This window comes from Methylocystis rosea SV97, from assembly GCF_000372845.1.
Classification (GTDB): domain Bacteria; phylum Pseudomonadota; class Alphaproteobacteria; order Rhizobiales; family Beijerinckiaceae; genus Methylocystis; species Methylocystis rosea.
Map to the genome: position 1 here is coordinate 2826870 of NZ_KB889963.1, position 18788 is coordinate 2845657.

Below are 18788 nucleotides of genomic sequence, written 5' to 3' on the forward strand. Positions count from 1 at the left end.
ATGATCGCGCGCGATCTGATGAACAGCGACTTTCCTTATGTGACGGCGGATGCGGATCTCGATTACGTCGCGAAACTTCTCGCTGAATGCGGGCTGGGCGCCGTGCCGGTCGTCGACGACGATTTGACGCCCATCGGAATGGTGACGCGCAGCAATCTCGAACAAGCGCGCCCGCAACCCCTGCCCGACCTTGGCGCCATTCCGGGATTTCTGCTGCGCAACAGGCCTAAGCCGGTATTTCACTCGAATGGTCGCGTGTTGCGCGAAGTGATGACGTCGCCGGCGATATCAATTTCCGACTTCGCCAAAGTTCCCGACATCGCGCAAATTATGGAGAGCCATAGCCTCAAACGCATCCCCGTCGTTGAGGGGCACAAGATCATCGGCCTCGTGCTGCGCAAAGAAGTCATGGAGGCGATGGCGGGAGGCTTTACGGCCATGGCTTTGGAGGCGCATCGTCGCCGTCCGCTGATCTCCCTTCCGCAGCAAACCGGCGACCGCTGCGCCGTCGCGACGGCGCAGGAATTTCGCGAACTCGTCGCGGCGCATGAGCGTCAGCTCGACCTCGAGCGCGTCGAACATCGCCGGGTGGCGATCGAACTGCGCGAACAACGCATTCGTGATCTCGCGAGCAAGCGGCTGACAGACCCGCAATGGCGCGAGATGCTGGAGCAGGCGCGACGCAGCGCGGCGGCCGGACTCACCGAACATGTGCTCATCCGGTTTCCGTCGCAGCTTTGCGCCGACGGCGGTCGCGCGATCAATGCGCCGGACCCCGATTGGCCGGCGACTCTGCGCGGCGAGCCAGCCGATGTCTTTCATCGGTGGCGTAATGAACTGCACCCTCGCGGCTTTCGTATCGCCGCGCAAATCGTCGATTTCCCCGAAGGTCTGCCGGGCGACGCTGCGCTCTTCCTGATGTGGAGCGCGGCGCGCAATTGAGTGCGCGTCACCCGCCGCCGACGCCAGTGTCGGCGCGCAAAGCCGCAAGCGAAGGATAGCGCCGCGCGGCGCCATCGGTCTGCACTTCAACCGATCCGTCGGAAAACATCACATAGACGGATCCGCTGGCGATATATCGATCGACTTCCACCGGCGGATTCGGCGGCGCTGTGACGGCGACAGGCTGCGTCGGCGCCTGCGCTTCATTGATCAAATCTGCCGCGCTCGCCTGCGTCGCCGGAACTTTGTCGGCGATGCGGCCCAGCACGCCGATTGCGCGTCCGATCGCGATCGTCACCACGCCGCCAGAAACCGCCGTGGCGCCGCCGATGAACAGGCTCCAACCGCGCTCGAGCTGAATGTAATCCCACCCGGACCACATGCCATAGGCGCCGGAGAGCGCGAGCGCGAGCCCGAGAAAAATGACGCCCAGGCCGTATCGTCTCATCGCCATCCTTCAGTAAATGTCCGGGCCGGAACCTATCACAAGCCGCGCCGCCCGCCATAGGAACGACACATCCGCGGTAGACAGGCGAATACTTGCGGACGCGGACCGCGCCGGACCCACACAAAATTTGAATCAATATATGCGTATGTTAGTCAATATAACATCAATATGTAGTGGTTAAGTTTATCTGCCGTGCCCGAGATGGAGTATATTTTTCTCCTTTACTTTCAATTATTTAATAGTATTTATAAGATGCGGCATGGTGTCACATCGTAATTCGATCAATCAATACAAACGTCATCGTCACAGCGCCGGCGCGCGCGCGGCGGAAGAGCGCGCCGGCAATCCGCCGGACGTCGGCAATCGTGGGGAGAACGTAGATGGCAAGTTTAACTGGCGTGCGCGGGCTGCTGGCCGGCGCAGTGATTGCGGCCGCGGCTTTTTTCGTCGCGCCATTAGCCGCCTTCGCGCATGGCGGCGTGATGCTCGAGCAAGACGAATGCGTGCTGCGGATCGGTCCGAACACCATGCATTTCATCGGCTATCAGCGCTCGGGAGAAGAAGCGGAGTTTTGCGAGGACATCGCCAAAACCGGGCCGACCGTCATTGCGCTGACCGCGGTTTCGCCTGATCTGCGCGACATGGCGATCGGCATCCGCATCGTTAAGGATGTCGGCGAAGAGAAGGAAAAGACCAACCTCAATGCAGTCACCATCGCCTATATCGAACCGAAGGTCTATCGCAACGGCATCATGACCTTCGAACACGACTTCAAGGACGCTGGTCGTTATGTCGGAATCGTCACGGTGCGCGACGATCTCGGCAATGAATGGGTCTCGCGCTTTCCCTTCTCGGTGGGGCTCTACACCTTCTGGGGACTGATTGAATATATCCTCTACGCCGTCGGCTTCTTCTCCCTTCTCGGCCTGATGTGGTGGATGCTGCGCGCCGGCGCAAAGAAGAAGACGCAAGCGGGCGACGCAATCGCCTAAGCAAGCGGCCCGAAGATTGCAGCATGGCTCGGTCGCCGACGAGCCATGCTTTTTTGTCGCTACAAAGCGAACATAGCTGCGCGTTGGGATCTCGCGATATTGCCGCACGCGGCGCGCGGGTCTAGTTAAGCGCGTGCAGCTGAGGCTGACAGGCTACGCTCGTCTAACGTATTCAGGAGAGAATTATGTCCTTCACCCTGGAAGATTTGCCTTATCCCTACGACGCTCTGCAGCCTTATCTTTCCCGCGAGTCCTTCGAATATCACCACGACAAGCACCACGCGACCTATGTCACGAACGCCAATAATCTGGTCAAAGGCACGGAATACGAAGGCAAGCCGATCGAGGAAGTGATCGTCACCGCCTACAATCGCAACACGCCGATCTTCAATAACGTCGCCCAGCATTTCAACCATCACCACTATTGGAAGTGGATGAAGCCGAACGGCGGCGGCGCCATTCCCGGCAAGGTCGAGAAGGCGATCATCGAGTCCTTCGGCTCGGTCGACAAATTCCGCGAAGAATTCCAGAAGGAGGGCCTCGGCCAATTCGGCTCCGGCTGGGTGTGGCTCGAAGCGAAGGATGGAAAGCTCGCCATTCGCAAGACGCCGAACGCGGAAAATCCACTCATCCATGGCGCCGCGCCGATCCTCGTCGCCGACGTCTGGGAACACTCCTATTACATCGACTATCGCAATCGCCGCGCCGACTATTTAAAGGCGTTTCTCGACCATCTCGTCAATTGGGAACATGTAGAGGAAATGTTCGACGCGGCGTAGCCTCACTTCATTCCGCGCGGCGCGCCTAATTCGTGCGCCGCGCATTTTTTGAGTTGTGAATAAGCGCCGAGGCGGCAAGCAGCAAAAGCGCCGCAAAGACGAGCACGGCGGCCACAGCATGCGAATCTTCCCATTGACGTCGCGCCGCCTCGAAGGCCGGCGGTATCCTGGTCCAATTCTGCGTCGCGACGTTCACGGGATAGGTCCACGTCCAGAAGATCGCCTGCGTTCCAGTGAGCGTCACGAAGGACGCGAACGAGAGCACCGCAGCGATCCTGTTACGGCGAACGGCGATCGTATGCGCCAGCGTCGTCACTAATGCGAGAACGACGGCGATCCCGAAATAGGCCCAGCCGGCGTAGATCTGCTGAACGTTCATGTAGTCGGCCGGCGAAAACGCCATCTTATTGGCGCGTTCGAAAAAATGCGCGCCCGCCGGAATCACGCATAGCGCGACGCTCGTGATCGCGGCGATCTGCAGGCCAAAAAGCATCAGCGGCTTCCTTCGCTGCGCCTATCGTCCGCCCGGCGCGGTCAATCAGCGGCGATTTTCGGCTGCGACTCGACGACTCGCTTTAGGTCCGCGAGGCCGCGATCGAATTGCGCCCCGACCGTCTTGTCGATGTTCAAAAACTTATGCATGGCCTTGCCGACAAATTCATGGTGGCCGGACATCGCCCAGGTGACTTCCGTGCTGTTCTCTCCCAAAGGCTTGAGATTGAACTGCACGTCGTTCTTGGCTTTGAACGGCTTTTGGAATTCGAGCTTGATGCCGACGCGCTCGCCCTGGCGGCTCTCGACGATCTCCATCTGACCGACGCCGACCTGCTTGTCGCCGGACCATGAATAGGTCGCGCCATAGCCCTGCGGCGTCCCTCCATATTCATCCTTCATATTCGGGTCGAGCTTGGCCCAGGGCGACCAGTCGGCCCAGTTGTGAAAGTCGTTGATGTGGCGAAAGACCACCTCCGGCGGCGCGTCGATCACGATCGAGCGGGCGATGCGGAATTTGTCGGGCAAGAAGGAGATGTAGGCGATCAGCGCGCTGACGAGAGCCAGGAAAACGAGAGCGAACATCGTCATTATGCAGGTCTCCGCAAGAGCGTGAGTCCGTCGAGCGAACGGCCCGCGGACTTGCAATTTCGTTCCGCGCTCTCCGGGCCGAGAGATGTCGCTTCTCGCGAAGCGCTCGCCCACGGCCCGCCGCCTGACGCGCTGGACGTCAGTTTAGAGCGGCGGGCGCAATGCGCAATGCATTGTGGGGTTAGACGAGGCTTCCGCAGAAAGCCTGGATCTTTCGACAGGCGTCTTGGAGCAACGCGTTCGAAGCGGCGTAGGACACCCGGAAGTTAGGACCGAAGCCGAACGCCGAGCCTTGCACCACGGCGACGCCCTGCGTTCCCAGGAGTTCGGTCACGAAGTCCTCGTCGGTTTCGATGACCTTCCCGTCGGGGGTCTTACGTCCGATCGCCTCGGCGCAGGAGGGAAACACGTAGAAAGCGCCTTCCGGAGTCGGGCATTTCAAATATTTGGCCTGGTTGAGCATCGAGACGACGAGGTCGCGCCGTTCCTCAAAAGCTTTACGGAAGACGGCGAGATGGTCCTGCGGCCCTTCAAGAGCTTCGACCGCCGCCCATTGCGCGATCGAACAGGCGCCCGACGTCTGCTGGCCCTGGAGCATGTCCATGGCCTTGATCAGGGCGCTGGGCCCTGCCGCGTAGCCAATGCGCCAGCCGGTCATGGCGTAGGCCTTCGAGACGCCGTTCATGGTGAGCGTGCGCTCCATGAGCGCCGGCTCGACCTGGGCCGGCGTGACGAATTTGAAGTCGCCGTAGACGAGGTGCTCGTAGATGTCGTCGGTGAGGACATGCACCTGCGGATGCCGCAGCAGAACGTCCGTCACCTTCTTCATTTCATTGAATGTGTAGGCCGCGCCCGAAGGGTTCGACGGAGAGTTGAGCACGAGCCATTTGGTCTTGGGCGTGATGACGCGCTCGAGCGCCTCAGGCTGGAGCTTGAAGCCATCCTCCATCCGCGTTTGGACGAAGACCGTCGTTCCGCCACAGATCGCCACCATCTCCGGGTAGCTCACCCAGTAAGGCGCAGGAACGATCACTTCGTCGCCGGGATTGAGCGTCGCAAGAAAAGCGTTGAACAGGATGTGCTTGCCGCCGGTGGCGACGATCGTGTCCGACGCCTTGTAGTCCAAGCTGTTTTCGCGCTTGAATTTTTTTGCGACAGCCTCGCGCAGCGGCGGAATTCCAAGCACCGGCGGATAACGCGTTTCGCCGCGATCAATCGCCGCTTTCGCAGCGGCGCAGATGTGCGCCGGCGTGTCGAAATCGGGTTCGCCGACGGAGAGGCTGATCACCTCCCGGCCCTGTGCGCGCAAGTCGCGGGCTTTCTGCGTGACCGCGATTGTTGCCGAGGGCTTCACGCGCGACAGGGCGTTGGCGAGGAAGGTCATTGGAGTGTCCTGCGGAGGGGATAGTGCGCCGCACCATAATTTGCGCGGCGTAGCGTCGCAACGAGTTTCACGAGGCTCGCAGGTCCACATGGCTCTATTGTTGACGAAGACTTTCAACCACTCGCGGAGTACGAGCGCTAGCCGCTCGACCGCGCCATCGCGCCGCCGCGATTGTCAGCCATGCTGGGTATCGGTGTTTTCGCAGTAAAAACAATAGGATTTGACCAAAAGGCCCGAATCGGTGACTGAGCTTTGGCTCAACTTGATCGAATCAGTATTGCCAAGTGTTAACCCCGTCTCACGCACTTCTTAAAAATTTATAAAATTTCCGAAGAATGATGCAACCTTTTCACCCCATCCTCGTTTCTGTCTTGAGAACGCAGCGACGCGAGTTAATCGCGCGCGGGCCTTGGGGAGAGGTCAAGCGTTACACAAGGGCGAATGCGAGAGGATTAGGGAAAATGTCGCTCGTTGACAAATTTGAAGATCAGATGGAGCCAGCCTTCACGCGCAGCTTTGATAGGGACTCTGCGCGTCGCCAGTTTCGAGTTTCGCTCCTGCTGGTCGCCGCCATGGCGATGGCCGCTTTCGTTCTCGGCTTCGCCCTGCCGATTGGCTCGCCTGCCCAGAAGGCCACCCCCGTTGCGTCAGACGGCGGCGTTTTCGCCGGGCGACTGGTGACGATCGATCGCTGAATCTTCTGCAAAATTTCGATCGCGGGTAACACGGCGCGCGTCTTACGACGCGCGCAATCTTTTTAGCCGTTCAACGCGCTGAACAAACCGGCTGCCTTTCAAGCGGCCGGTTTCTGATTGTACGTCGACGAGTCCAACGAGCCCCCCGCAATTACTTCTTATCCATGTGATGGTGCTCGTGATGCGCCGCCCCGCCTTCCTTGGGCCCGGCGGCGTCCTGGCCATGCGCCTTCTGCCAGCGCTCCATGGCTTCCGCGTCATGCGCATGGGCCGCGTCCGGCGCATCGATCGCAGCGTCGATAACCACTTCCCCGGCCTTTTCGAAGACGAGCGTCATCTCCAGGCCCCAGCCCACCTCAAGATGCTTCTTGATGTCCATAAGCGTCACATAGACGCCGCCAGGCGCGAGCGTGACTTTCGACTTGGGCGGCAGGACGATCGACGTGATCAGATCGAGCTTCTTCGCGTCGCCGTGGATCTCGGCATTCCCGAATTTTTCCGACTTGACGGCGATCAGCTTGTCGGGCGTCGCGCCACTATTGTGCAGCATTGCGTAGAACTGCGCCTTGTTGTCGCCGTCAACGGGGGCGCGAAGCCAAGGATGCTCCACTTTCAGGCTGCCGACGTCGTATTCATGCGCCGCCGCGGAACCGCGCCCGGCGAAGAGCCCGAGCGCCGTCCCGGTGAGCAGAGTTCCGCCGGTCAGCAAAAATTCACGCCGCTTTAGCATCTCGCTTCTCCCATTTTGCCCGGACTTTTCTCTCGCCGGACTGCTTGGCATCATGACCAAGGACGCGCCGCTCCGATAGCCTCGCGCTCCGTTCGCGCTTGCGACAATATGGCGCGCGCTAATGCGAGTGCAGGCTGATCTCGATCAAGGGCTCCCGGGCGAGTTCGGCGGCGAGGCCAGACAGTTTCTGAGTGTTCCCCTCGTCGGGCGCGAATGTGCGGAAACGCGCCCGAATGTAGCCGGAACGATCCACCAGGAAATGCGCCTCTTCGATCTCCTCGGACGGCGTTTCATTGGGGTAGCGATTGATCACCGAATAGGCGGTCTCAACCGCCTTTGGATGAACGACTTCTCGACCTTTCGCATCCTGCGGGCAGGCCGCGTCATAGATCGTCACCTGGTTTACGCCAGCTGCCTTGGCGGCGGCATGCGCAATCTTGACGCTCGCCGCGCGCGCCGTGGGATCGCCGTTTGAAGACCCGCAGCGCGCAAAGGAGACCAGCGTTGGAACGCCGCGCAACTTGAAGAGAGACGTTGCATTCTCCTCTGGATCGATCAGCGCGAAATCCGGCGCGATCAGCCATTGAATCATCGGCTGAGCGCTCATGAAGCGCGCGCGGTTTGAATAGGACATCATCAGCAGGAAGTTGATCACGTCCCAGCGGTCATCGACGTCGAGCTGCTCGCCGAAGGCCGGCATGACGCCGCTTTGTCCGCCATGAGTCAGCCAGTGGAAAATGTCGCCGATCGTATGAGTGCCGACATGCGGAGCAGTCAAATCGGCGGGTTGCACGGGAAGTCCTTGCTGATTCTTGAGGTCTTTGGCGAGGGGACCATTGCCTTCGCCCTGTCCGCCGTGGCAACCGACGCAGTTCTCCTGAAAATGCGCCAGCCCGCGCGCCACCGATTCCGCTGTGTAGTCCTGCGTCGGATCGTCGTACGTGTCGGTATAGGCTTCTGTCGCAAATGACACGGCGAGCGAGATCACCGCCGCGGCGGAGATGGCTGGCGTCGCATAGAGACGATACTGGCGAGTCGATGGCGTCCACCAGATCAGCGCCGCCATGATCGCGAGTACGACGGCGGCAATGCCCCACCACCAGATCGGGCTGAACATCGATGGGTTCTGTCCCCACGTCGCAATGTACGACAGGCGAAATGGCAATGGCCAATAGAGACTGGTTTCATGCGAGGCTGGCGTGATGACCGCGATGTAGCCGGCGATTGAAAGCAGAGCCAGCGCAAAGACCGACTCGCCCGCGCCGACCTTGCTGTACCAGCCGACGTTGAATTCGCCTTCAGGCCGGCGCGTGATGTATCGCGCGAGCGCCAGCGCCGCGAGCAAGACGGCGCACAGCAGAACGAGCTTCAGCGTGAGCATCCGACCATAAGGCGTCGCGAGCAGATTGGGGATGCTTCCGACGTTCTCCCATGCAATCGCAAATCCCGAGACGGCCACGAGCGCCATGGCGACCTTCGCGATGAACGACCAGCGTTCGGCGAGCTGCGCCGCCAGTTCCGGCGGTTTGCCGCGCGCCGTGAACATCCACCAGACGAGGCCGAGCAAGCCGCCAAGCCAAGTGAGGCCGGCGGCCGTGTGGAGAAGGAAACTCGCCTGTGTCCACCGCGGCAGACCGTCGTCGATGGCGTGGCCGGTCACTGAAACAACGGCGATAAGGACGACGCCGACCCACAACGTCGCCTGATCGAGCAAATCTGAAGCGACGAAGAGGCGCGCCGCCGCGAGCGCCGCGAAGAGGAACGCGATCAGTTGCGTCCAGATCCAGGCGTTTCCGACGCTCGTGTTGACGGTGAACTCCCAAAGCGTGTCGAATTCGATTGGACGATCGGCGGGAAAGATCGCACGCGCGGTGACATACAGCAGCGCGAAGCCGAAAACGGCGCGCACCAGTGCCAGCGCCGCGACGGCAGGCTTGAAGCGCTTTCCGTCCTCGCCGATGAGACGCGGCAGGAGCAGGAGCCCGACCGCGAGGGCCGAGGGCACGCTCAGAAGGAAGCGGATCGCTGCAAGAGAGAGATACATTTTTGTTTCGCCCGATGTTCTCTGGCGCTCATCTCTTCAGCTCGCACGAGAAGCGAGAAACGAGCAGCGTGTCGCGCAAGCGTAGCCGCGAGCCTGTCACTCGCCCCAGGGCGCTTACTTCGCGTCCACGGTGAATTCGTAATTTCCCTCGACGATGTGACCGTCGGTGGAGAGCACGCGGTAGCGCACGATGTATTTGCCGGGCGCGAGTTCCGGCGCATTCGCCGACAATTCGCGCGGCTTGTCGGGAACAGCGCTATTGCCTTGGGCGAGCACCTTACCGTCGGGCGTTTCTATGGTGATCTTCGAGTAAGGCGGTTCGACTCCGCCGCCGAACCGCAACTTGATGGTCTTTGGCGGCGCCGCGACATGCTCCTTTGAAGAAGGAGCAGCGTCGACAAGGAACGAATGCGCGAGCGCCGAGTTCGTCCCAAAGGCGGCTACTATGACGATGGCGAAAGCCCCGGCGGCGCCGGAGAAGCCGAACCCGCCCTGACGGCGCACGCGCGCCGGCGAAGTTCTGTCAGCGTTAGTCATAGGCGTCCTCCCAGAGGCCTGAGCCCCTCTTTGTTTTGAGATGTTTACGCATGTCGCCGCAATCAAGACGCAGTGGCGTCGGCGGCATCCTTCTTCTTGCCGGCGGGATGCGTGTGCTTCCAATACACGAAAACGATGCCGGCGATGAGCACGGTCCCAGCAATCTGCGGCACCCAGGCCCACAGCGTTTCGCCGACCGTGAATTTGAATTCGGACGTCTCCTGCGTGCCGTCGGGGCGGGTCAGAGTGACGAGCCCGATATAATGGCCGTTTTCCTTGAAATCGTGCTCCAGATTGAAGGTGCCCTTGACGTATTTGGTCGCGGGACGATGAACTTCGGTCAGCGCCTCAAGATCGGTGCCCTTGGTGATCGGCGTCAGCGGATCGCGAATGATTCGCAGTTCCAGCGGCATGTCGCGAAACGTCGGATTTTCGATATCGAACACCAGAATGGTTGGTCCGGAGGTCGGGATCTCGGCGCAATATTCGCTGCGCGATTTGCCGGGCTGATAGGCCGTGATGTGAATCATGTCGTAGCCGAACATGACCATGCACATGTTGCCCATCGACATGGCTTCGGGGCCCGCGCCGCCCTCCGATGCTCGCAGGGGAGCCAGAAAAGCCAGCGAGAAAAGCGCGCCGAGAACTGCGGCTGCAACGCTACGCCTATTCTTCATTTCCATCCCTCGATCCATATTGATTCCCGGGCTGTCGCTCTTATCGGCGAACGTTGCTGAGCCCTGCATCTTCTATAGCGGATTTTTGGTTCGCGGCTCGATTATTGTCCCTTGCCAGCACATCGCCGCGCGGCTGGACGCTCTTGCTACTTTTGACAAAAGCCAGAAATTGACGCGAGTAAAAACGGCGGAACAATTTGCGTCGAAAGGACGCACCGCCTTCTGGTGGCAATCGAACCGGATGAAGCCTCTGCTCTAGCGATCGCCTTGCGCCGGCTCTCCGCCTGGCGGCGACCGAACAACTCTCGACGATCAGCGAGCGCCTTCGCGCAGCCGTTTGCTACGCAGCGGGCGCTTTGCTGGCGCGACCGCCGCGCATCCGGCGAACCGCAAGGCTTGGCGGCGCCGCCACAAAAGAAAACCCCCGGCTTTATGGGCCGGGGGCTTTTTATTTCAATTCGTCAGTATCGCTTAGGGCATATCGCCCGCGACGAACTTCGGAATGACCGGACCGCCGATTTCGGCCGCGAAGCGGCGACCCGTCGGCGAGAAGAACATCAAGAGGCCGCCGATCTGGCTGTCGGTGTCGTAAGCCAGGTCAGACAGACGCTCGATGTCCCAACGCGCGTCCTGCACCTTCACGGCGATTTCCTTCGTCTCGCCCGGCGCGATCGGCGTCGGGTCCGTCGACAGACCGCGGTCGGCCAACAGATAGTCCGGGAAGTCGGGCTTCGTCGTGAACACGTCAGGGTTCAGGAAGCGCAGGCCAGCCGCCGTATATTCGCCAAGGCGAAGCGGCTCGGAGGTCGTGTTCGTGACCTTGACGTTGATCGTCAGCTCACGGCCAGGAACCTTGTAGACGCCGCCGTTCAGATCGGCCGTCACGCGCTCCTTGCCGACGCCCGCCGTGCCGTCCGTAACGAGCGGCGTCAGAGGCTTCTGCAAGCCCGCCTGAAGCGGGATCGTGCGCGGGAAGGTCGAGTTCGTCACAGCGTAGCCGACGATCGTCGCCAGAATGGTCAACGCCAGGACAATCGCGCCAATCCGCTTGTCGTCGTCAGTCACCTGCTCATCAACCTTGCCGGTGGCGACACGGAGATAAGAAGCGATGACGCCCTTACGGACGAACCAGAACAGGATCCACGCCGCGCCAACCGCAAGCCACGGCAGATGCCACGCGTAAACGCGGCTGATGCCGTAGGTCTCGAGGTCGACCGTCGAGCCATCAAGCAACGTCACCGGATCGGTGAAGTCCTTCATGTCGCCCTTGATCTCGATCCACTGGCCGGGGCCGATGATCGGACCGCCGCCCTCGACGTTGACCTGCGCATGAACGTGCCAACGGCCCGCGCGACGACCGCGAAGGTTGATGGAGAAGGCGTAGTCGTTGCCAGGAACAAGCGACACCGAACGCGGCGCAAACTGATCGCCGATGAACTGCGCCGTACGAACCAGAACCGGACCGGGCTCGCCGGCGTTCAGGAACGACACGCGCGGATTGGCGACCGCCTGCGGCCAGGCGGAGAACACATGGATCTTGCCCGACAGCACCATCTCTTCATTGACGTTCACCGTCGTCTTCGACCACTGAACGTCATACCAGTTCAACGTGCGCATCCGAAGAAACGCCTGCTGAGACTTTTCGCCGTGCGCCGACGCAGGAGCAACAGCTCCCAGGGTCGCCGCCACAGCCGCCGCCGCGCCAATCGCGGCGAGCTTGACGAACTTTTTCATCGATAAACCTCCCAGGTTCCTCTTCCCGGCCGCCGCCTCGCGCGCCAACCGGTCTTGTCTCTCGCAGCGGACCTTCGCTCTTAAAAAAGCTTCCAGTCCGCCGCTCTTCTTTCTTGCAGGCCGCCGCGGCGCCCGTTCAGCGCCGCAGCACGCGACGTGGCTTAGATCGTGTCGATGATCTTGGTCGTCGAATACCAACGACCCATGAACCACCACAGGAAGTACACCATCATCGAGACGAAGCCCGAGAAGAACGCCGCAACCGGCACAACGTCCTTACCGAAGGTGCGCAGCGTGCCGCGCTCGACCATGCGGATATATTCCGGCATCGAGGTGCGGACGAAGTGGAAGCCGATCAGATCCGCAAGCGTCATCAGCTGACCATGCTGCTCCGTCGCCTGGTGGAACGCCGCAATCGCCGGCCAGTTGTTCGGGTAGAACAACAGACCCCAGCCGAGCGAACCAACAATCGCCGTGATCACATAGGAGCCCGACAGAAGCAGGATCACGTCAAGCCAGATCGCCGGAACGATCAGAGCAGACGGGAACACAAGGCTGATCGGGAAGTAGGTCCAGCCCCAGAAGTTGACGTAGCGGTTGATCCACTCGCCAATCAGCAGGCCAAGAGCCGCGAACACCGCGCCGAACGGCAGACGGAAGTTCACCCACCAGAACGCCTGCGCCGCGGCGCAGAAGGTCACGCCGAGAATCGGCACGACCGTCGGCCACATACGACGATCCTTCCAGTCAACCCAGAAGTCCCAGTCGCCCGCCGTCAACATGAAGTGGACGTGGTAGCCGCCAAGAACGGCGAAGAACAGAAGAACAAGAAGCATCCAGTCGACCGTCTGAACGCAACCCGCCGCCTCGGCGACGGAGTTGAACGGACCGACCGCCCCCCCGCTTTTCGATTGTGACATCACTCTTCTCCTTGGTGTTTCTCGAACCCGTAAAGCCCGAGTTCTTTCCTTATGGCCTCCGGCAGGCCTTCCCGCCGCCGGCGCCCGGACGGCGGAGATCCCGCCGGCCGCATCGCTTAAAAGCCCTTCGCGCCCGATCGCCCCCAGAGCCCGAAGACCCCTTCTCGACCGCAACAAGCCACCCCATTCGCCAAAGCGACAGGCAAAAGCTCTCTGGTTTTCGCGAAAAGCCCGGAGCCAGTCGCCGCCCGCCTTAGAGCGGGCGGCGAAGTCTCGGATTACTCGGTCAGGAGGGCGACGCCTTCCTTGCCGATCAGGCGCTGAATGTTCATCAGCAGCTGAAGCACGACGCCGAACACGCCGAGCGCCATCCAGCCGAAGAACACGAAGCCCCAATGCAGCGGCGCAACGAACAGTTCTTCCATGAACCAGAACGTGTGGCCCCACTCATTCAGGCCGACGTTCGGGATGATCATGAACGGGCCAATCGCCACGATCAGATAGGCGACCGAATAGCCCTTGGAGAAATACGGAAGACGCGTCTTCGCATAGAAGAAGCCGCCGACCGCGATCACCGAGTAAATCGGGTAGCTCATGTAGAACTCGATGATGTGCGACGGCGTGAAGTCCGTGTCGCGAATCACCGTCATGTGCCAGGTGCCGTCCTGCTCGGTGAAGAACGACGCGCCCCAGTAGATGGCCGCGGCGTAAACAACCAGCCATTGCACTTCGACAACCAGGCGGCGCATCTCTTCGCGCGGCGCCAGGTTCGAGAAGTCGCGCGTGCGCGTCTTCCAAAGAAAGCCCGCAAGGCCAATGCCGGAGATCAGCTCAAGCGGAATCTCGGTCCAAAGGATCGACATCCAATATGTCTGAAACTCCGGAGCGAACGAATCAAGGCCGGCGCGCCAGCCAAAAACCTGCTCGTAAATCCGGACGACCAGATAGAACCCGTTCAGAACGGCCAAGCCGATCCACATGCCCTTCAGGTCTACTACAGCTTCCGTGCCAGCAGCAGCGCGGGCTGCTGTGTCAGTCGTTGAGCTCATACCCTTCTCCTCCAATGTGCTCCCAGGGAATTGCGCGTGACCGGTATCGCTCCGCCTCCCACAACGGAGCCGCTTCGTCCTCGTTTCGTAAAGCAAAGCGAAAGCGCGTCTTCTTCTAAAAACACGCAAAACCGCCCTTGTCTGCCGCAGCCTTCCCGAAAACCCCGGAACCCCCCGCCCAAAGGCGAGCAATCCCCAAAATCCCCAGAACCCGGCTGCTTGTTGTTATCGGACGAAAACCGACGTCGCCGCCTAAGCCAAAATCCTAAATCCGCCCCTTGAAAGAGCAGACCGTAGACCCAGCTCAGCGTGCCGCAACATTCCAATAACCCCCGATAATCACAATACCCGTTAGTATAGAGTAAAACAATCTATCGAATAGCCAATGCAACCCTAGTGGATAGTGTCATAACCACCTGAATGGGTTGGTTCGGACTACGAAGGCGCTCCTCATCCTATGCATAATAATATTTATTATCAGTTGCTTATGTTGTGTGGCGCCATCCGCAGCATTTTTTTGGCATAACCGTGGCTGTATACGGCGGTCTCCTCGCCAGTTGGACAGAGCCTCTTGCGGAATCCGATCGAACTCAAGGCGCGACCAGGGCATTGCGCAGATCCGCCGCCCTCGCGTCGCGCTCCGAAAGCGGCGCGACGCCGAAACGGAGTTCAATCGTGCGCAGCACCGAGAGCGTGTCATAGACGGTCTTGTCGACGAAGCCCTTCTTGGCGAAGGGAGAAATGATCAGCGTCGGCACGCGGACCCCCGGGCCGAATTGATCGCGTCGCGGCGGCGCGACGTGATCCCAGAACCCGCCATTTTCATCGGCCGTAATGATGATCAGCATGTCGGCCCAGTTCGGGCTCTTGCGCAGCCGCGCGACGACGTCCGCGACATGGGCGTCGCCCGCCGCGAGATCCGAATAGTCCGGATGCCCGTTGAAGACGCCCAGCGGCTTGTAAAAGCTGACCTGCGGCAGTTCGCCCTTCTCGATCGCCCGGAAGAACTCGTCGGCGTCCTTGAGATGCGCGCGGCCTTCTCGACCTTCGGCGTAATTGGCGAAATAGGCGAACGGCTGATGGTGGGTTTGGAAGGCGTCCGGCTTGTCCTCGTAAGGCTTCAGTCGGCCTTCGATGACATCGCGCCAGCCGCCGGCGTACCAAGCCCAAGTTACGTTCTTCTCCGTCAGCCGGTCGCCAATGGTTGGCGCATGCGCTGGCGGAAGCCGCTCCTGCGCTTCCGTCTTGTCATGCTTGGAGACGGCATTCCCTGGCTGCAGCGTGCCGATCGCCTCCAAGTCCATCGTCAGACGGCCAAACCGCTTATGCCGCGGCGGACCGTCGAGCACGCTTGGCGGTGAATCCTCCTCGCGCTCGCGAATCGTGAGCTCCGCGCCCTGCGAATCCTTGATCGTCGCGAGCTTTGGCAGAAACTTCTTTCTGGTCGCCTCCAGCGGATTGTCGAAAACCGGCGCGCAACCGCAGATCAGGAAGAAATGATTGAGCATCGAGCCGCCGAACGCCGCGTGGAAAAAATGATCGGCGAGCGTGAATTCCTTGGCGAGGGCCCACTGCTTGAGCTCTGAACCGTCGTAATAGCCCATGACCAGCGCGCCGGCGTTTGACGCCTCGACGAAGCGATCCATTTTTCCGCCGTCGATCTGCTCCTGCTCGAGGTAGAAGTCGTGCACCGGATCCATGGTGTGGCCGTCGATGTCGACGAAAGGCTCGAGGCGAAACGGCGCGTTCGGCAAGCGCCGCGGAAAGCGATCGTCGGCGCGCGGACGCGGCAGCGCCGCGAGCGGCCGTCCGTCGAAATCAACTTGCGGCGTGTGCTGAGCCGAGTTGATTCCTTCAGCGCCGGGAAACAGCCCGAACACATGATCGAAGCTGCGATTCTCTGTGAAGATGACAACGATATGGCCGATTCGGGCGAAAGGATTTTCTTGTTCCTGCGCCCCAGCGCGCGCGCAGGTCGCGGTCGCACAAATGGCGAGCGAAATTACGAATCGTCCGACGGCTTTCATTGACAGGCGACCTCCGCGCGGCGCGGCGCCGCGCGGAGAATTTAATCGGCGACACAGCACGATTTGTGACAGCGCCATCTGCTTTTTTTGTTTATGCGGACAGATCGCTCGAGCCCGCTTACTGCGGAAGCGGCGTGTCCTTGGTGCGTGGCGGCAGCACGGGATAGACCGCCTTGGGCTGGTCGCCATTCAGACTCCCGAGAAATGCGACGATCGCCTTGACGTCCGGCTCGGAGAGATTTTCCCCGAGCTGGTCTTTGGCCATGAGGTCGACCGCCTCTTCCAGAGTCCAGACAGAGCCGGTGTGGAAGTAAGGCGCCCGCAGAGCGACATTGCGCAGCGGCGCAGAGCGGAAGACGAAGTCGTCCGCTACGTCATTGGTGACCTTGGAGCGGCCCTTGTCGGCGACGGGCATGATCTCGACGCCCGGCTTTTGAGCGACGCCGAAGGGGAAATAGCCGTTGCCGCCGATGTTGACGCCGCCGTGACAAGCGGCGCAGCCCTTGTCGATGAAAAGACGCAGGCCTCTTTTTTCAACGTCATTGAGCGCGTTGACGTCGCCTTTCAGGAACTTGTCGAATGGCGCATTCGGCGTCGTCAGCGTCGCCTCAAAAGCCTCGATGGCCTTCGCCATATTGTCGAAACTGACCGGCTTCGGGTCAGCCGGAAAGGCGGCCTTGAACTCCGCGACATAGGCCGGCATGCTATTCAGCATCTTTTCGACCTGCGCCGGCGTATTGTTCATTTCGACGTCGGCCTGGACCGGGCCTTTTGCTTGCGCCTTAAGGTCGACGGCGCGCCCGTCCCAAAATTGCGCGACGTTGAACACGGCGTTGAGCACGGTCGGCGCGCGGCGCGGTCCCTTCGCCCAGCCGTGGCCGATCGACGTCGGGCCGGCGTCGACGCCGCCGGTTCCGAGATTGTGACAACTGTTGCAGCTGATGATCTGACTCTTCGAAAGTCGCGGATCGAAAAAGAGCTTGCTGCCGAGGTCGATCTTGGCGGGCGTGATCTCGTTATTCTTGACGACGCTCGCGACGCTCGCGGCGTCGATCGGCTTGAAGACCGCATTGGCGTCGGCGCGCAAATCGCCCGCGACGGCCATGGCCGGCGCCAGCAGAGTCGCTGCGAGCGCGGCGAACCTGGTCAAATACATCCCTTACTCCTGCAGTTGATTTGCGGAGGCGCTGTTTCGCGTCGCAACGAACGGCCTCTCTGCGGACGTCAGCTACCACAGCCGCGCGGGCGGCGGAAGGGCGCCTGGGGAGGGAGCTGTTTAAAAACAGTCCAGTGTAGCATGAACACGACCTGAAGAGCGCAGCGCCAGAACGAATTGCGAAGCACCGACCAAGCACCATATCGGGCGGTTTATTGCGCCACTCTAACGCAATGCACAATCACTACTCGCCATGACGCAATATTCGTCCGGCGAGTTCTTTGACAGCTGCGCCGAGCGTCACAGCCATGACTTGCCCTGCCGCTAAAAGCAGAGCAAACTTAACGTGAAAACAAAAGCCGGCGAGAAGCCGAGCGGTCGCGGAGGGGCTCATGGCGCGCGTTGCTAATGCTTGGAAATCCGTTGAGACGACGCTTGTCGCGCTTCCGCTTGCGGCGCTGCTCGCCGCCGGCGGCTGGGCGATGGCCGAGCCGCTCGGCCTGCCAAAAGTCCCGGTTCCGGCGGATAATCCGCAGTCGCCTGAAAAGATCGCGCTCGGCGACAAGCTGTTCCATGACGCGCGCTTCTCGATCGACGGCACGGTGAGCTGCTCGACCTGTCACAACGACAAAAAAGCTTTCACGGACAGTCCGCTGCGGGTTTCCGAGGGTCACCATAAGCTGACCGGCACGCGCAACGCCCCATCGGTCATCAACGCGGCCTATTACACCTCGCAGTTCTGGGACGGACGTTCGATCTCGCTGGAGGATCAGTCGCAGCACCCGATGGTCAACCCGGTGGAGATGGGGCTGCCCGATCACGAGCCGGTGCTCAAGATCGTTCGCGAAGATCCCGCCTATGTCGAGGGCTTCAAGAAGGCGTTCGGCAAGAGCGGCCGAGACGTGACGATGGATGACGTCGAGAAGGCGATCGCAAGCTTCGAGCGCACGGTCATCTCGGGCGATTCGCCCTTCGACAAGTGGTATTTCGGCGGCGACCGCAACGCCATCAGCGATCAGGCCAAGCGCGGCTTCGACCTTTATGTCGGCCAGGGACGCTGCGTCTCCTGCCACGCCATCGAACAGACGCAGGCGCTCTTCACCGACAACAGGTTCCACAACATCGGCGTTGGCATCAACCGCATTCAAGGCGACGTGCCGCGCCTCGCCGCCGAATTCCTCAAGGCCAAAGCGGCGGGCGCGTCCGTCGACAAGACGGTGCTCGCCGATCCGAAGGTCTCCGAACTCGGCCGGTTTGCGGTGACGAACTCCTTCGATGAAATCGGCGCGTTCAAGACCACGACTCTGCGCAATATCGCGGTGACCGCGCCTTATATGCACGACGGTTCGCTCAAGACGCTCAAAGACGTCGTCAAGCATTACAACGAGGGCGGAAAGAGCCCCGGCGATCCGGCGCCGGTCAACCCCTATCTCTCCGGCGGCATTCGGCCGCTGGATTTGAAGGATCAGCAGATCGACGATCTCGTCGCTTTCCTGGAGACGCTGACGAGTCCTGCTTATGTGACGGCGCAGACAAAATAGCCGCAAGACCAAAGCGCAGGAGCGAACAAGCGGCGTCGCCACGAAAGCGC

The 18788-nt window shown here is 60.8% G+C and carries 18 protein-coding genes; 5 read left to right on the top strand and 13 right to left on the bottom strand.

What is annotated here, in order from left to right; all coding sequences use genetic code 11:
• Positions 1–942 (top strand): CBS domain-containing protein, encoded by a 942-nt coding sequence (locus A3OO_RS0114975; RefSeq protein ID WP_018408651.1) that lies wholly within the window; start codon positions 1–3, stop codon positions 940–942.
• A 7-nt stretch (positions 943–949) separates the two neighbouring features.
• On the opposite strand, the gene A3OO_RS0114980 is transcribed toward A3OO_RS0114975, so the two are convergent.
• Positions 950–1390 carry a hypothetical protein gene (locus A3OO_RS0114980; protein WP_156824837.1) on the bottom strand — a complete coding sequence of 147 codons (441 nt, stop codon included), beginning with the start codon at positions 1388–1390 and terminating at the stop codon, positions 950–952.
• 380 nt (positions 1391–1770) lie between these two features.
• Between A3OO_RS0114980 and A3OO_RS0114985 the strand changes: the two genes are divergently transcribed.
• A complete protein-coding gene (locus A3OO_RS0114985; protein WP_026223018.1) occupies positions 1771–2382 on the top strand; it encodes a hypothetical protein in 612 nt (203 codons plus the stop codon).
• A 185-nt stretch (positions 2383–2567) separates the two neighbouring features.
• Positions 2568–3161, top strand: a complete 594-nt coding sequence (locus A3OO_RS0114990) for a superoxide dismutase (RefSeq protein ID WP_018408654.1) — start codon at positions 2568–2570, stop codon at positions 3159–3161.
• 25 nt (positions 3162–3186) lie between these two features.
• On the opposite strand, the gene A3OO_RS0114995 is transcribed toward A3OO_RS0114990, so the two are convergent.
• The 3 genes from A3OO_RS0114995 to A3OO_RS0115005 all read right to left on the bottom strand — a co-directional run bounded on the left by A3OO_RS0114995 (position 3187) and on the right by A3OO_RS0115005 (position 5628).
• Complete coding sequence (locus A3OO_RS0114995; RefSeq protein WP_018408655.1) at positions 3187–3654, bottom strand: hypothetical protein; 468 nt, start codon at positions 3652–3654, stop codon at positions 3187–3189.
• A gap of 41 nt (positions 3655–3695) precedes the next feature.
• The gene (locus A3OO_RS0115000; RefSeq protein WP_018408656.1) at positions 3696–4244 is read right to left on the bottom strand and encodes an SRPBCC family protein; all 549 of its coding nucleotides are present in this window, start codon (positions 4242–4244) and stop codon (positions 3696–3698) included.
• A gap of 181 nt (positions 4245–4425) precedes the next feature.
• Positions 4426–5628: a pyridoxal phosphate-dependent aminotransferase gene (locus A3OO_RS0115005; protein ID WP_018408657.1), complete on the bottom strand. Its 1203-nt coding sequence runs from the start codon at positions 5626–5628 to the stop codon at positions 4426–4428.
• A gap of 461 nt (positions 5629–6089) precedes the next feature.
• Here A3OO_RS0115005 and A3OO_RS0115010 point away from each other — a divergent pair, with 461 nt between their 5' ends.
• Positions 6090–6323, top strand: a complete 234-nt coding sequence (locus A3OO_RS0115010) for a hypothetical protein (protein ID WP_018408658.1) — start codon at positions 6090–6092, stop codon at positions 6321–6323.
• 151 nt (positions 6324–6474) lie between these two features.
• On the opposite strand, the gene A3OO_RS0115015 is transcribed toward A3OO_RS0115010, so the two are convergent.
• The 9 genes from A3OO_RS0115015 to A3OO_RS0115060 form a co-directional block, all read right to left on the bottom strand.
• The gene (locus tag A3OO_RS0115015; protein WP_018408659.1) at positions 6475–7053 is read right to left on the bottom strand and encodes a copper chaperone PCu(A)C; all 579 of its coding nucleotides are present in this window, start codon (positions 7051–7053) and stop codon (positions 6475–6477) included.
• Positions 7054–7171: 118 nt separating this feature from the next.
• Positions 7172–9097, bottom strand: a complete 1926-nt coding sequence (locus tag A3OO_RS0115020; RefSeq protein ID WP_018408660.1) for a c-type cytochrome — start codon at positions 9095–9097, stop codon at positions 7172–7174.
• Positions 9098–9211: 114 nt separating this feature from the next.
• A complete protein-coding gene (locus A3OO_RS0115025; protein WP_018408661.1) occupies positions 9212–9634 on the bottom strand; it encodes a copper resistance CopC family protein in 423 nt (140 codons plus the stop codon).
• 62 nt (positions 9635–9696) lie between these two features.
• Positions 9697–10311, bottom strand: coding sequence for a hypothetical protein (locus A3OO_RS0115030; protein WP_040573918.1), 615 nt, complete (start codon positions 10309–10311; stop codon positions 9697–9699).
• Between the two features lie 471 nt (positions 10312–10782).
• On the bottom strand, positions 10783–12045 hold the full coding sequence (gene amoB / locus A3OO_RS0115040; RefSeq protein WP_018408664.1) for a bacterial ammonia monooxygenase, subunit AmoB: 1263 nt from the start codon (positions 12043–12045) through the stop codon (positions 10783–10785).
• A 161-nt stretch (positions 12046–12206) separates the two neighbouring features.
• Complete coding sequence (gene amoA, locus A3OO_RS0115045) at positions 12207–12965, bottom strand: bacterial ammonia monooxygenase, subunit AmoA (protein ID WP_014892304.1); 759 nt, start codon at positions 12963–12965, stop codon at positions 12207–12209.
• Between the two features lie 278 nt (positions 12966–13243).
• Positions 13244–14014, bottom strand: coding sequence for a bacterial ammonia monooxygenase, subunit AmoC (gene amoC, locus A3OO_RS0115050; RefSeq protein ID WP_026222791.1), 771 nt, complete (start codon positions 14012–14014; stop codon positions 13244–13246).
• Between the two features lie 590 nt (positions 14015–14604).
• On the bottom strand, positions 14605–16041 hold the full coding sequence (acpA, locus tag A3OO_RS0115055; protein ID WP_040573919.1) for an acid phosphatase: 1437 nt from the start codon (positions 16039–16041) through the stop codon (positions 14605–14607).
• Positions 16042–16159: 118 nt separating this feature from the next.
• Positions 16160–17197, bottom strand: coding sequence for a cytochrome-c peroxidase (locus tag A3OO_RS0115060; protein WP_018408666.1), 1038 nt, complete (start codon positions 17195–17197; stop codon positions 16160–16162).
• Positions 17198–17589: 392 nt separating this feature from the next.
• On the opposite strand from A3OO_RS0115060, the gene A3OO_RS0115065 reads away from it, so the two are divergent.
• Entirely contained in the window at positions 17590–18738 is a 1149-nt protein-coding gene (locus A3OO_RS0115065; protein WP_018408667.1) for a cytochrome-c peroxidase, read from the top strand.
• Positions 18739–18788 lie beyond the last annotated feature (50 nt).